General features: G+C 57.9%; 9 protein-coding genes, 1 tRNA gene and 2 pseudogenes. 5 read left to right on the top strand and 7 right to left on the bottom strand.

The features are described from left to right. Positions 1-148 precede the first annotated feature (148 nt). Positions 149-232: pseudogene (locus ABSG47_RS18890) on the top strand (relaxase domain-containing protein); the annotation flags it as partial. A gap of 187 nt (positions 233-419) precedes the next feature. On the opposite strand, the gene ABSG47_RS18885 reads toward ABSG47_RS18890, so the two are convergent. After that, positions 420-2,282, bottom strand: a complete 1,863-nt coding sequence (locus tag ABSG47_RS18885; protein ID WP_424171429.1) for a PQQ-binding-like beta-propeller repeat protein — start codon at positions 2,280-2,282, stop codon at positions 420-422. Between the two features lie 187 nt (positions 2,283-2,469). On the opposite strand from ABSG47_RS18885, the gene ABSG47_RS18880 reads away from it, so the two are divergent. Together ABSG47_RS18880 and ABSG47_RS18875 are read left to right on the top strand one after the other, a co-directional pair. Beyond that, positions 2,470-4,344 (top strand): glycoside hydrolase family 2 protein, encoded by a 1,875-nt coding sequence (locus ABSG47_RS18880; protein WP_424171426.1) that lies wholly within the window; start codon positions 2,470-2,472, stop codon positions 4,342-4,344. Between the two features lie 158 nt (positions 4,345-4,502). After that, complete coding sequence (locus ABSG47_RS18875) at positions 4,503-6,875, top strand: hypothetical protein (protein ID WP_424171423.1); 2,373 nt, start codon at positions 4,503-4,505, stop codon at positions 6,873-6,875. Positions 6,876-6,926: 51 nt separating this feature from the next. Here the strand turns inward: ABSG47_RS18875 and ABSG47_RS18870 are convergent, their stop codons facing one another. From ABSG47_RS18870 to ABSG47_RS18855, 4 genes and pseudogenes are all read right to left on the bottom strand, one after another. Then, the gene (locus ABSG47_RS18870; protein ID WP_481133041.1) at positions 6,927-7,289 is read right to left on the bottom strand and encodes a glycoside hydrolase family 97 C-terminal domain-containing protein; all 363 of its coding nucleotides are present in this window, start codon (positions 7,287-7,289) and stop codon (positions 6,927-6,929) included. Between the two features lie 231 nt (positions 7,290-7,520). Beyond that, positions 7,521-8,429, bottom strand: a pseudogene (locus ABSG47_RS18865) (glycoside hydrolase family 97 catalytic domain-containing protein); the annotation flags it as partial. A 106-nt stretch (positions 8,430-8,535) separates the two neighbouring features. Continuing rightward, entirely contained in the window at positions 8,536-8,775 is a 240-nt protein-coding gene (locus ABSG47_RS18860) for a glycoside hydrolase family 97 N-terminal domain-containing protein (RefSeq protein WP_424171431.1), read from the bottom strand. Between the two features lie 130 nt (positions 8,776-8,905). Further along, positions 8,906-8,982, bottom strand: a tRNA-Val gene (locus ABSG47_RS18855). Positions 8,983-9,118: 136 nt separating this feature from the next. On the opposite strand from ABSG47_RS18855, the gene pgsA reads away from it, so the two are divergent. Continuing rightward, positions 9,119-9,730, top strand: a complete 612-nt coding sequence (pgsA, locus tag ABSG47_RS18850; RefSeq protein WP_424171420.1) for a CDP-diacylglycerol--glycerol-3-phosphate 3-phosphatidyltransferase — start codon at positions 9,119-9,121, stop codon at positions 9,728-9,730. 19 nt (positions 9,731-9,749) lie between these two features. On the opposite strand, the gene ABSG47_RS18845 is transcribed toward pgsA, so the two are convergent. Next, entirely contained in the window at positions 9,750-9,914 is a 165-nt protein-coding gene (locus ABSG47_RS18845; RefSeq protein WP_424171417.1) for a hypothetical protein, read from the bottom strand. Between the two features lie 500 nt (positions 9,915-10,414). On the opposite strand from ABSG47_RS18845, the gene ABSG47_RS18840 reads away from it, so the two are divergent. Beyond that, positions 10,415-14,152 (top strand): outer membrane beta-barrel protein, encoded by a 3,738-nt coding sequence (locus ABSG47_RS18840; protein WP_424171415.1) that lies wholly within the window; start codon positions 10,415-10,417, stop codon positions 14,150-14,152. Positions 14,153-14,373: 221 nt separating this feature from the next. Here ABSG47_RS18840 and ABSG47_RS18835 read toward each other — a convergent pair. Next, a partial coding sequence (locus tag ABSG47_RS18835) for a hypothetical protein (RefSeq protein WP_424171412.1) occupies positions 14,374-14,561 on the bottom strand: 188 nt, incomplete at its 5' end.

Raw genomic sequence — 14,561 nt, 5'->3', positions numbered from 1 at the left:
CAGAACCCGAAAAGCCCCATAAACACGCACCAAAACACCAATTCAAACCGGTTTGAAGGCAAAAAGTCCACAACTCCCCAAGGAATTCAAGGACTTGTGGCGTTTTTCAATGAGTTCCTAGGTCTCAAAGACCTACGATGGCAAATTTGGCAAGGAAGTAACGAGCGCAGAACATCGCGCTGGTTGGGATGCTACGTTCTCCGCGCCGAAGTCGGTTTCTCTCACTGCCCTGGATTATGACGACCGATTCAAGAACTGAATTCGACTTGAGATCCGTTGGTGAATCAGGAAGTGCGGAAAAGGCAATCGCCCATGATGTCGCAGGCAGGCTCCTGCGACGGACCATTTCCTTGGCCCCCCAGCCACGAGTGCGGATCCGTTCCGTGCATATCGAAAGATGGGGCTGCCAGCTCGCGTCTTCAGTCCTCTACTAGCTCAGCCTTTTGAGATGCAACCGTCACCAGCGCCGAGCCTCCGCTCACGCCATCGGTCCCCACTGCGAAGATCTTGTAGCTCAAAGACTCCCCACGCTCCGGCGCGGGTTCGACATACTTCGTGGTTGTCAAACCCATGGCCAGCATCTTAGGCCTGGGTTCGAGGGAACTCGTGCGCTGCACTCTATAAACCTTTGCGCCCGGCGCCGCATCCCACGTCAGCTTCACATTTCCATCTTTCAACTCTGCCCGGCCACCTGTCGGCGCAGGCAGTTTCTCCGCACCCGGCACAGGCAGGAGCCCGTACACACAAAACTGCCCTGTGCCGGTGTTCTCAAACCCAAAACTCGCCAGATACACTTTTCCATTCGCAATTGTCGGAGGGGCCATCTTCGAGTATTCCCCGCAATCATCCCGCGCCGGCAACTCCAGCGAGCTCCACAACTCACGGCGGATGTCATCGGCATCGTAAGCGTGCAGGACACCGGGCCGCGACTCGTGCCATGAGTCTCCCGTTGCGTGGATTGCTGCCCAAAGAATACCGTCCTTATTCCCGTTTGCCGACAGCGAGAGCATTGCTCCTGGATGTCCTTCGTTTGGAACATCGCGCATAGTTACGGGTGTCTCACTAAGCTTGTCGCCGATCAACTTGTACACCTTCGCTCGATCCCGCTGACCCCACACATAGAGCAGGTTGCCGGACTTCGCGCTCTCCCAATACACCAGGCTATGCAGGTGTGAAGCGGTTGCCTTAAAATGCTGTATCGCTTGCTCATCTCCCAGGTGGCCGAGCTTCCGTGTATCGAGCGTGTACAGCACGCCCTCTTTGCCTCCACCCACTACCAGGTGCGTTCCGGGAATCAGCGTTGCCCCCGATGAGTTGAGATCGTTGTCCGCCTTGTCCAGCGCAAAGTGGTTCGTCGGCGTGAACCAATCAAGCAGCTTCAGTTGCGGAGTGAACTTCAGAAAGCTTTCACTGAAGTTCTGGATGCCGTCCCAGCTTCCATTACCGGTTACCGCATACACATTTCCGTCGGCGTCCGCTGCCGGCCCTTGACCGGACTGCCAGAAACTCGCCTCCGAGCCGGTTGGAGACGAGTTGAAAACTGCGACCTGGGCCAGCGTCTTTGCGTCGTAAGCCATCAAGAAGCCGTGGTAGGGATCTTTGTCGCAATGAGACGCATAGCCCACATACACCATGTCGTTGGCCAGCATCAGAGCCGGCCGCTGATTTTGCATCAGCGCATTAAAGTCTGGGGCTTGAATCGCAACCGGACTCTCCGGCAGGTCTGCGCCTGTTGCGAGATCGAGGGCATGAAGTCTTTGCGTGAATCCCGCATGCGGCCCTGTCACCGCGCCAGCCCGGGTCAAGGCCACCACATACAACACACCCCGCACCTTATCAATCACCGGCGTCCCGATAATCCCCATCTGGCCGTTGATGTCGAGGCAGCCGAAGTTCGTGCTGTGCATGTTTGCGGGCGTTCCAAAATTCACATGCCAGATGGGTCCTTCAGCCGCTGCATCATTCGCGTCGAACGCATAGACGCTGTTATTTACCGTCGTCACATACACAACGTCGTGTGTGCCGCCGCCCACTTCCACGCCAGTCACAATCAGGGGTTGTGTGTAGAGCTGATCGTCCACTACCCGCTTGAACAACATCCCGAACCGAGCTTTGGTCACATTTTCCGGTGTAAGCACGGTCTCGTGCAGATTCACGCCCGTCCGTGTATTGTCGTTATGCTGGGTCAGCACATCCACCTGCGCACCGGCACTGATCGCCGCCAGGAAACACAGACCCAGTTGAACAGCTGCGGACCTTCTTTTGAGGCATGTGACGGTCATATACATTTCCCAGATCTCCAGCCTATACATCATGGCGTATGTTCAGACATGGCGATTTAAGCCATGCTCCGCAAACATTCTCTCAACCCGTAACGCGGCGGTCATTCACCGGCCAACCCTAGGCTAGTTTATCGCTCGCCTGGAATGCCAGAAAAGCTGTAACCTCAAGATCGAGGTGATGCTCGGTATGATCTTGTCGTCGGTTCGCGCAACTGGTTTGGGCGCGATTTTCCTTGGCAGCGTCTTGATGTTTGGATGCCTGGCGTTCACGATTCCTGCATCTAGCCAGCAACCCCTCCAGACCCTTCTTGTCGGAGTCGATCGCCGCACTGTCACGAGCCTCGACGGCGACTGGCATTACCTGGTCGATCAATCCCCCGGGCAGGCTCTATACAACGCGAATGGCGAGATCAACGACAAATCTTATGCCATGAATACCCACCCAAACATCGTGGGCAAGCACAATAGCGAATATGATTTTGCTCCCGCGCCCACGCTTAAAGTGCCTGGCGACTGGAACACGCAGATCCCGCAGCTCTTCAACTACGAAGGCGTTCTCTGGTATGAGCGGGACTTCGACGCCCAGCCTAAACCCGGTACCCGCACCTTTCTCCACGTTGGCGCGGCCAACTACCGCTCGCACGTCTGGGTCAACCAAAAGCGCGTTTGTGACCACGAGGGAGGCTACACACCGTTCGATTGCGAGGTTACCGCAGTGCTTCATCCCGGCTCGAACTTCGTAGTCATCGCCGTGGATGCGACTCGCCTTATAGATGGCATACCCTCTGTCGGTATCGATTGGTTCAACTACGGCGGCCTTACGCGCGACGTATCGCTTGTCACCGTGCCTGCTGCCTTCATTGACGACTATGACGTCCATCTTGCCCACGGCGCTACCTGGCAGGCCGGCAACACCGAGATCTCCGGGTACGTCCACGTCCTCGACGCTCCTGCCGGAACCTCCGTTACCGTGGACATCCCCGAGGCAGGCGCCAGAACCACAGTAATGACCGGCGCCGACGGCAACGCTCCTTTCAGCGTCAAGGCCAGCAAGCTAACCCTCTGGTCGCCCGAATCGCCCAAGCTCTACAAGGTAACTCTGGCTTCCGGGGACGACACGCTCATCGACGATATTGGCTTCCGCGACATCCGCGTCGATGGCACACGTATCCTCCTCAACGGCAAAGCAGTCTTCTTGCAGGGTGCCAACATGCACGCCGAAGCTCCGGTTCGCGGGGGCCGCGCGAATACCGACGAAGACGTTGCAACCATTTTCAGTTACCTCAAAGACCTGAACGCTAACTTCGTCCGACTTGCTCACTACCCACACGATGAGCGAATGGAGCGCGCCGCCGACCGAGACGGCATCATGGTCTGGTCAGAGATACCTAACTGGCAACGCATCTCCTTTGACAAACCGGAAGTCTATGCCAAAGACGTTGCAATGCTGAGAGAGATGATCCGACGTGATCGCAATAAGGCCTCGGTCATTCTTTGGTCGGTCTCTAACGAGACGGGTAACTACCCGGTCCGGACGAAATTCCTCACCGGCCTAGTCGACGAAGCCCGCAAGCTCGACTCCACGCGCCTCATTACCTCCGCCCTCAACTCAGCGCACATGGAAGGCACCGCCGCCACACTCAATGATCCCTTTGCAGATGTCCTGGATGTGGTCGGCGTCAACGAATACATTGGCTGGTACAGCGGCGTCCCAGAAGACGCCGACAAGATGCAGTGGACCCTGCCGCAAAAGCCCATCATCATGAGCGAGTTTGGCGCCGAAGCAAAGCAGGGCAACCATGGAGCGACCAACCAGCGCTGGACTGAAGAACAGCAGACTTACGTCCTCCAACACCAGTTCGTCATGCTCAACAAAATTCCGCAACTGCGTGGCGTCACCCCCTGGATATTGATGGACTTCCGCTCTCCCGGCCGCAACATCCCCAAGCTGCAGGATGGCTACAACCGCAAAGGGCTCATCTCAGAAGACGGCAAGAAGAAGCAGTCCTTCGAACTTATCCAAGGACTCTACAAAAGCCACTCAGTCGGGAAGCCTGAATAGGCCGAAAACATCTGAACGCGGGAATCCTAAATCATGCCGTTGTCACCAAGGTCCGCTCGCCGCAGGATGTTCGGGGGTAGAGATTACTCCGGAAGAGGCGCTCGCTAGACTTTGTGACGCGGCGGATACAACGCATTTTCGCGATAGGAGTGGATCATATGGCAACGGAGAAGGAAGTCCCTGGATCGTCGATTACTCGGCGCAATATGTTGACGCAGGCCGTGCGAGGCGCAGCTCTGGTATCGATTGTGCCGTTCAACAGCGCGCTCCTCACGGAAGCCAGCCCGATGCCCGGTACGGAGGCTGGGCACCCGAATGCGAGATCTATCGAGGTGGCGACTGAAAAGCTGAAGCTCTCCGTAGATCCTGCAAACTGCCGATGGTCAGCGGGACTGAAGGGCAGCGATGTGCAGCTCAACAATGTGCATTTCCTTCCTGGTGACGATCCCTCAGGCTGGGCAGTAACGAGCACTGTAGATCGGAATGACCGCATCAACCTGGGATCGTTTGAGACGGTAACACTGCGCGGGACAAAGCACGGGCATCTGGACTTCGAATATCGGATCTCTGCAAGCAAGACCGGAAACGACATCCTTATAAGCCTGGGCCGCGCCAACCATACAGGAATCGCCGTCGACATCCAGGACATGGACTATTTTGTCTCGACCGATGCACGGCTGGGTGGGACTACCGACAAATGGACAAGCCTGGGTACACATTCGCGCAATCGCGACTACTACGAACTCTGGCCGGTCGAGTGCCTGATTTCTCCCAGGATGTATGCGGTGAACCATTTGGTAAGAGATGCGGAGACTGGCAACACTCTGCTGATGGGCCATGTGACAACGCTGAAGGGCGCATCCCGATTTGAAGTAGGGGCGGGCTGGCAAGGCAACGGTCCGAATCGGATGAAGGTGCGCGGATATTGCGGCTATAAAGTAACGATGCCGGTGGGACAAAGCTTCGTCGGCGAGACGCTGCTCATCCATTTCAGCGATGACGGTTTGCGGGCAATGGAGCACCAGGCGGACCTGATCTCCTTAGCACATGACATACGGCTGAAGCAGCGACGGCCCATCGATCACGACGACCGCGAGTTAGTGGCCAATAACTACAGCCGCTTTCACGGATGGATGTCGGGCGGCAGCAATGCGCTAGCAGAGAAATTCTTTCGGAATCATGGGCTCGGCGATTTTTACTGGGGTATGGGCGGCCCCGGACGGCAGGGAACATTTGGATTCTACGGTTCGGGCGGGGCAACACAGGGCCGGCCATCGCGGGTGAACTACCCTCCCGAATGCTTCCTGCCGATACACACACCGAAGTACGGCGGCGAACGGGTCATCGACTTCTCCAATCCTCTCGCCATCAGGCTGGAGCACGAGCGGGCGTTTGCCTGGGCATCCGACCACGCTGGCGACACGGGTCGTGCGGAGATGGATTTTGCAGACTGGTGGGATAAGTGGCCAGGGCAACACGACCCTTACATGAGCGCGATGGAGACCTATCATGCGGGCGGCATGCCGTGGCGCGAGGCCATCGACCTGAAGGCTCCGCGCAGAGTCGTCCGCTCAAACATGCAGCCGATTGATCACTCGTATGGAATCGTCGACATTTGCCGGATTTCAGAAGATGCGGATCACGGCTACGAGACCTCCGTTTCGCCTCTGACGCAAACCGAGTTCACGGGGCTGTTTACCGAATCGGTTCTTGGTTCCGCGAACCGCGCCTTTTACAATGGCCGTGTCTTTTGGAACGATGGCGACGGCTTCCATATCTACAAATTTAATGCCCCCGATGGACAACTCTATAACTATGGCGAGGCCAAGGTCACCGCCAACTTTCATGCCTTTGCAGGTAGCACGCTTTTCATCTCAGAGGCGTTCGACGTGCCCTATCCCGACGACCGGATCGAGCTGATGAAGCGCATCAGCCCACCAACAATGGACGTTGCCTACCCAGTGGACTTATTCATTCGCAAGCCGGCTCAGGTTTGGAATATGCCGGTGGAGCGCCCCTTCGGTCACTGGAATCTTCTGGCGATATTCAACTTCACTGGCAAGGCGGGTCGCAATACATTCGAGGCTCATTTGGGCGCGGAGAAGGATCTTCGCCTGGACCCTGAAAAAGAGTACATCGTTTTTGAGTTCTGGACGAAAAAGTTGATCGGCACCTTCAAAGGGACCTTTGCAACGCGGCCGCTGGATCCTTATGATTGCGACGTTTACTGCATCGTCGAGAAGCAGGCGCATCCAGTCCTGATTTCGACGAGCCGGCACATTCGGCAGATGGCGTTTGACATCAAGGATCTGGAATACGACGATCAGCGAACGATGCTGCGCGGCGTCTCTCGAGCCGTCGCCGGAGACCCATACAGTTTGCACATATATCTCCCGGACGGCTTCAGCGCGAAGTCTGTGAAGCTGCCGGATGGTGTGCCAGGCGCGACGATGCGGACAGATGCGAATCTGCTGATTGTCGAATTCACGGCTTCGACCGGCAAGGACGTGGAATGGAAGGTCTTCTTCTAAAAACTTGTTGAGATGGTAAGTTTTGGGTCGTTAGAGCGCCAACCAAGGCCGTCAGTCCGCGGGCAGAAACCTGATTGCGAAACCGCCACCTGACGCCAGGTGCAGTGTCAAAGTCTCAGACTGACTAACTGGTTTCTTTTCGATAGTCACGTGCTGAGGCATTTGGTCCGCATCCGCTGCATCCCGATAGATATACTTGCCCGCACCGAGGAACTTAAGTGGAAGGCTGACGTCCCTGGGCGACCAGTTGGTGATCGATCCAACAAACCATTCTCGCCCCTTGCGTCGTGCCACGGTGATCGTCTCTGCGGGAAAGCCCTGCAGGCCGCGCGTCTCATCCCATGTGGCAGGAACGTCCTTGATAAATTGAAACTCCGGTTGGCCCTCGTAGGCCTGGGGCGCGTCCGCCACCATCTGGAGTGGTGCGAGGTAAACGACATAGAGGGCCAGTTGCTGGGCCCTGGTGCCGAGCACCATGGGTCGGAAGTTGCGCGCGACGAACCCTTCTTGCGTGGCGTTGCCAAATCCACCAGGAGTGTAATCCATGGGGCCGCTCAGCATGCGCGTGAAGGGCAGCGTAGTGCGACTGACTGGATTATCCCGAACACTCCATTTCGAGTTCTCCATCCCGAGTACGCCTTCATAACCCACCACATTGGGATAGGTGCGGCTGATGCCCCACGGCGAGGTTGCGCCGTGAAAGTCCAGCATCAGATGATGTTTAGCGGCGAGGCGCGCGGCCCGGTAATAAAATTCCACACCGGTCTGATCCCCGCGCTGGATGAAGTCGATTTTCACCCCTGCCACGCCCCATTTTTCGTAGAGGGGAAAGGCGCCGTCCATTTGCAGCACGGTGGGGGTATAGTGTGTCCAAATCCAGATCTTCACGCCTTTGGCCGCGGCATATTGCACAACGGCGGGTACATCGACGCGACCGTTCATCTTGGTAATGTCGTCCGGCTCAGACCAGCCACCGTCGATCAGCATGTAAGGAAAGCCAGACGACGCCGCAAAGTCGACGAAATACTCCATCCCCGCGGTCGTGTTCGCGCCTTTCCCATCCGCACCGGCGTTGCCATTCCACCAGCCCCAGGCGGACTTGCCTGGATGTATCCAGTTTGTTTCCTTGAGAGCGTTTGGAGGGCTGAGATCGTTGATGATGTTTGACTCGATGAGAGCGCCGGGCGTGTCGGCTACCTGCAAGACACGCCATGCGGAATGGTGCGGGAGCCGTCCAACGACCGCCACTGTTGGGTACGAGGGCGGATCATCGAAGCGAGGCGCGAGGACGGCCTCAAGCCGGATTTGGCCTTTGCCCGCTATGTCTTGCGGGCTGCCGCCGGTGAGATACATAACGCTGTTGCCCTCGAGGTCGGCCTCCGCAATAGCCAGCCACGCCGCACCAGGAATATGCGTCAGCAGGGGAAGGCCGACAAGCATGTGACTCTGCGTGCCGCCATGCTGGCTAAGGGCGCTGATCGCCAATGGTATGAATTCGCTCTCGTATCCGGAGCGGAAGTTGGGCAACTCAAGCGCCCAGGTGGATGCATCGCGATCAAAGTTGAATTAGGTGTGCTCCTCCTCCAGGCGAAGCCCTCTGACTCCAGGTTGTTCGGGAAGGGCATATCGGAAGGCAAGCGCGCCGTCATACGCACAAGCCTCAACCGCCATGCTGCGGCCCGGCTTGTCCGGCTCGGTGAACGGTCACCGTCAGGCTGTTATAGGCGTCGTGGACATGGGTTGCCGCTCCCGCAATCTGATCGTAGTCATCGACACCAGACGCTGGAATGGCTTGAGTAATGCGGATGTTATCGCCAAGCGGGCGCGCTCCTACCAGGCTCAGCGTCAGGCCGGAGTCTTCGATGAGCGGTTTGCCATCGAAGACCACGGCGTAAACCAGCCGTCCACGTTCTTACGGGCGCTCACGATGCCGACAAGAACGGTGCAATGATGTGTGGGCTGGATTGCGGGTTGGGATTATTGGGGATGGCTACCGTAAGTGCTTGAAAATAAATGGTAGGCACGACTGATGGTAGGCACGACTGGACTCGAACCAGCGACCTCTTCCGTGTCAAGGAAGCGCTCTAACCAACTGAGCTACGCGCCTGTGCATACCATGCGGCCGTTAATAAAGGTGGGAAACGGCTTGAAAATTAGTTTACCAGTATTGTCGCGGAGAACAAAATGCGGCTGCGGGTAGGCTGGGCATCAGATGTAATATGGTCATTGCTGAGCCGCCTGCAATGTCAGATCAAGCAAGCGCATCCATTACAAACCCGCTGCGCGCAGCGCCGAACCTGCTGACGCTGGCTCGTATATGCCTGGCGCCTTTTCTGGTGGTGGCTGTGCTGGAGGGCCGTTTTGCCGCGGGTCTGGTGCTTTTTATCGTGGCAGGGCTGACGGATGCCTTCGATGGATTGCTTGCGCGGCTGCTGAAGCAGCGAACTGCGCTGGGACAGTACCTGGATCCAGTGGCCGACAAGCTGCTCTTGAGCACGCTTTTCCTGGTACTCACGCATAAGAACCTGATTCCCGTGCGCGTTACGGTGCTTGTCTTTAGCCGCGACGTGGGCATCCTGGTTGTCGCGGCAATTCTTTATGCCGTAGGCAGGCGCGAGTTCAAGCCGAGCATTCTCGGCAAAGCCAATACAGTTGCGCAGATCGTGGCCATTGCAACAGTGCTGTTGGTGCAAGTGGACGGCGCAAAATGGATGTGGCAGTTGCGGCAAGTCGCGCTGGATGCGACGATGGTTCTGACAATTCTCTCCGGTCTGCACTATGCCTGGGTGGTGAGCCGCAAAACGCAGCATTTTGCGGCAAACAGCCCCGGCGCGCCGGGCAAAAGCTCGAGCTAGCGCCTTTCATGTCAAGCCATCAGGATTCAGCCTCTGCCTCTTCGGCTTCCACGCTCTCCTCGATTGCCATATCCTGAAACTCTTCTGAGTCAAAAACCTCGCCGCACTCCAGGCACTCGACAAATTCCGTGTCTTCGTGCCGCGATACGACGCGAACTCTGGGATGCTTGCATACGGTGGCCATAATTTCCGATACGTGTTCCGATTTGTCTGGTTCAACCTGGCAAATTGCCGCACTAAAAATGGACGCAAAACTCGCCCGCTATGGAAACCACATCGGAAGAATCTGCAAACCGTCTTTGCGCCCGATTGTAACGTCTGTTTGCGCCGTTGAAAACGGGATTTTGATGAAAAAGCGCATTTTCGCCGCGACCGCGCTTGTATAAGTTTCCCGCCGCGGTTCCATATTTGCGCCGGAAATGAACCGGAAACGAATACTCCTCCGGAATCTGCCGCTGCAAAGCCCCATTCTTCCGGGTACGACAGCATATCAATTTCCCATAGATCGATCGACCTGCTGCTTGACAAGCGAATTACGTCAAGCCTATAGTTCGGGTCGCAAATTAAAGACCTGCTCCAGCACCGTCTGGGACGACCTACAGATATGCCCGGAGCCGGATTCTTGCGGCACAGCGCGGTACAGCGCAGCCAAGAGGCAGGTAAGGGGAATGTCAAGGAGGCAACATGACGGGGAAGGCTCAAGGCAGCATTCGCAATATTCGTATCTTCCGCCGCGCCGCATTTGCGACGCTCGCTGTAGCGTTGCTGCTCTCCATGGGGAGCAGGGCGCACGCTCAGATTCTCTACGGCTCCATCACGGGCACGGTCACAGACAAGACCGGGGCCGTTGTGCCCAACGTGGCCATCACGCTCACCAGCCAGGACACCGGTGACAAGCGCGTTTCGCAGAGCAGCGGCGATGGCTCCTATAACCTTCTCGATGTTGTCCCCGGAAACTACACCGTAGCCGCGCAGGTCAGTGGTTTTGCTGCCTACCGCGTCCGCGACATCCATGTGGAAGTCAACAGCAAAGTCCGCGTCGATGTGACCCTGCAACCCGGTACTGTCACCACGGAAATCACGGTCAACGGCACTCAGGCGGCGGCATTGCAAACCGAATCCGCCGAAGTCAATTCCGAAATCACCCAGACGCAGCTCAACGCACTGCCCACCACCTCCAGCGCGGGCAGAAACTTCCAGGCGCTCTATACCATCATTCCCGGCGCTTCGGCTGTGCAGGAGAAGAACTCCACCTCCGCCAATCCATCCCGCTCCATGTCCGTCAACGTCAACGGCAACTCCTACAACGGCAATACCACCCGCATCGACGGCGCCGTCAATTACTACGGCTGGCTGCCGTACATTCTTGCCTACGTCCCGCCGCAGGACGCCATCGAAAACGTCAGCTTCACCACCAACGCCTTCAATCCCGAGCAGGGCCAGGCCGGCGGCGCGTCCATCAAAATCACCTCCAAGAGCGGCACCTCCCAATTCCACGGCAGCGGCTGGTGGTATTACCAGGACGCGTCCATCAACGCCCGTCCCTACACCGCCAACACCGGGGCCGTTCCCAAGTACGTCTTCGACGAGTGGGGCTTTAACGTCGGCGGGCCCGTCTACATTCCGCATATCCTTACCGGCAAAAAGAAGCTCTTCTTCTTCGATAACTTTGAGCGCACCACCCAGCGCAAGCTCATCAGCGGCGACGAAACCGTGCCTACCACCGCCATGCTCGGCGGCGACTTCACGCAGGCCTCCGACTTTGTGACGCTTTACGACCCGCAGCCCATGGGCGTACCGCAGACCGGCCCCGGCACAGCCAATGGCTATCTGCTGCCGGGCAACCGTCCCACCTTCATGTCGGAATACAACTGCAACTGCATCCCGGCCTCGCGCCAGGCCTTTGCAGCGTCCACCATGCTCGCGCTGCTCCAGCCCATCTCCTCGCTGGTCGGCACCGCCGGCCAGCCCACGCCAAATTTTGCCGGCGGTCTTGCCAACGACTACTTCGGCACGGCAACCTATGCCTACAACCGCAACACCAACGACGCCAAGATCGATTACGTCCCCGACGAAAACACCCACATCTTCGGCAAGTACTCCATCGAGCCGTTCAGCATCCTCGATCCACAGGCGCTGGGAGCGGCCGGCGGATCCACCTTTGACGGCGGTCAGCCCGGCAACACCGGCGGACGTATCCAGAACGTCGGTCTCGGCTACAGCCGCATCCTCACACCCAATCTGGTTCTCGATGCCGACTTCGGCTATACGCGCCAGGTCGCCGGCGCGCAGTCCACGCTCGATCTCAAAGACGGAGACTTCGGGCTGGATGTGCTTAAAATTCCCGGCACCAACGGCGTCGGCACGGACTACGTCGGCCAGCCCATCTTTTCCATGAATTCCACCTTCTCCACGCTTGGCAATGCACAAACAGCCAACCCCTTCGAGTTCCGCGACAATCAGTTCACCGGCGACGTCAACCTGAGCTGGGTCAAAGGTCATCACTCCACCAAGTACGGCTTTACCTACTATCACTTCGACCTCAACCACTTCCAGCCCAACCTCGGCAGCGGCGTCTCCAATCCCCGCGGAGGCTTTCTCTTCCAGGGCGGCATGTCCACCAACAATTCCAGCGTCAACGCCTACAACACGCTCGCCGATTACCTCCTCGGCCTGCCCAATGACGGCACCGGCCAGGGCGTTTCCAAGGCCATCCAGACCGTCGATCCCAAAACTCTCCGTTGGAGCACGTATGGCGCCTACGCCCAGGACACCTGGACGGTAACGCCCAGGCTCACCATCGTCTACGGCATCCGCTACGAGTACTACCCCACGCCGTACATGGATCACACCGGCATCTACCTCATGAACCCCGCCCTGCCGCCCACAGCGAACGTGGAGATTGGCGGCGTCGCCGGCAATCCCGAATCCGCGGGCCTCAAAGTCGGCTTGGGCAACTTCGTTCCGCGCGTTGGTTTCAACTACAGCCTCAATTCAAAGACCGTCGTTCGTTCCGGCTTCGGCATGACCACCGATCCCGACAGCTATCGCGTCCTCCGCGACATGTATCCGGGCTCCGTCACCTCCAGTTACACCGGTTCCACCACCGGCACCATCGCCCAGGATCCGGCCAATAACAATGCGGCCATGACGCTCTCCTACGGCATCCCCGCAATCCCCCAGCCCAATCTCTCCACCGGCTTTGTCCCGTTGCCCATCCCCGTCAGCACCCAGACCGTTCCGCTCAATTACAACCGCGGCTACATCATGAGCTGGAACCTCATCGTGCAGCGTGAGCTGCCCGGCCACTGGGTGGGAAATGTCGGCTACGTTGGCACGGAATACGTCCGCCAGCCCGCCACCGTCACCCCGTACAACTCCGCGCCGTTCCCCTCGTCCAGCACGCCCTGCATGGCCAACGGCCAGTACAACCCCTCCACCGGCCTCACCGGCGGTTGCAACTTTGCGGACAACGAAACCATCAACGAGCAGTGGTGTACCGGCACAGCAAACCTGGCCTGCTATAACACCGGCGGCATCAACCAGAATGCGCCGCAATTCCGCTCCTTTTACAACGCCATGCAGTCGCAGCTCACCCGCCAGGCAGGGAAAAACGGCGCCATCGGAGTCGTCTACACCTTTTCAAGAGCCATCGACTTCGAGGACAACGGCGCTGGCTCCGGCTCCGGAGGCACGGCCTTCAACTATCCCGCGTACTACCACTTCAACCGCGGTCTCGCAGGCTACGACGTAAAGCACAACGCCCAGGTCTACGCCGTCTACAATCTTCCCTTCGGCTACGGCCAGAAGTGGGCCAACCACGGCGCATCCGCATGGATCGCTGGCGGCTGGCAGTTGAATGGCCAGTTCAGCCACCAGAGCGGCACGCCCTTCTCCGTCGTCGCCAACTCCAACACCATCGGCAACCTTGCTCCCGGCTGGGGAACCACCTTTGCTCAACTCGTCAAGCCCTACCACCAGTTGAGCGGCCACAGCCGCACCCTCGCCAGCGGCAAGCCCTGGTTCGATCCCTCATCCTTCGCCAACCCCAACGAACCCACAGCCACGGTCGCAGGAAACCCCGACAACGCCCCGCCAACCCTGCCCAACACGTATCGCAACGAATTCCGCGGACCCGGCGTCTCCGACTTCAACACCAGCCTCTTCCGCTCCTTCCACATCTGGCATGAGAAGGAATTCCAGATTCGCTTTGAAGCCTTCAACCTCTTCAACCACGCGCTCCTTTACAACTTCACCACCGGAACCGGTAACACCGGCACACCCAACAACACCCTCACTTCCACCGCGGACATCAATGCGGGCAACTACGGCACGCTGGGCACCGTCACTGCCTTTGGCCAGCCCTACTCCCCATCGTCAGGCTCCCGCACCCTCCAGTTCAGCGGACGCATCAACTTCTAAACCTTCATCGGATGCAACAACAGCGGCGGCTCAATCCGAGCCGCCGCTGTTGTTTTAAAGTGTGTTTTTTCTTCTTCGTTTCCCCATTACAACGTGCCCCATTCATGGCGCGTTTCTTGCGCCATGAGTGGGATAGCACGAACCCGCGATTTCCCTTCGTCCATGTACCACAAAAGCAAATAGCACGATAGTTTTGAACTTCCGCAGTCATCAAGTCGAAGTTAAACTTGTGGCATGGGAAACAAAGATACGGGAAAACGCGAAGTAAAGAAAAAGCCCAAGCCAAAGCCTAAACCCGCACCCGGATCACCGAAGTAGCTCTGTGATTCCGGATCGATAGATGCAGGTCCGAGGTCCGTGTGTTCGGACCTCGGACCTGCACGGACCAAAATTGATTTGGTCGGGTCTC

Origin of the sequence: Occallatibacter sp. (assembly GCF_049510455.1) — a bacterium.
Classification (GTDB): Bacteria; Acidobacteriota; Terriglobia; order Terriglobales; family Acidobacteriaceae; genus Telmatobacter.
This window is presented reverse-complemented; position numbering and strand designations above follow the sequence as displayed.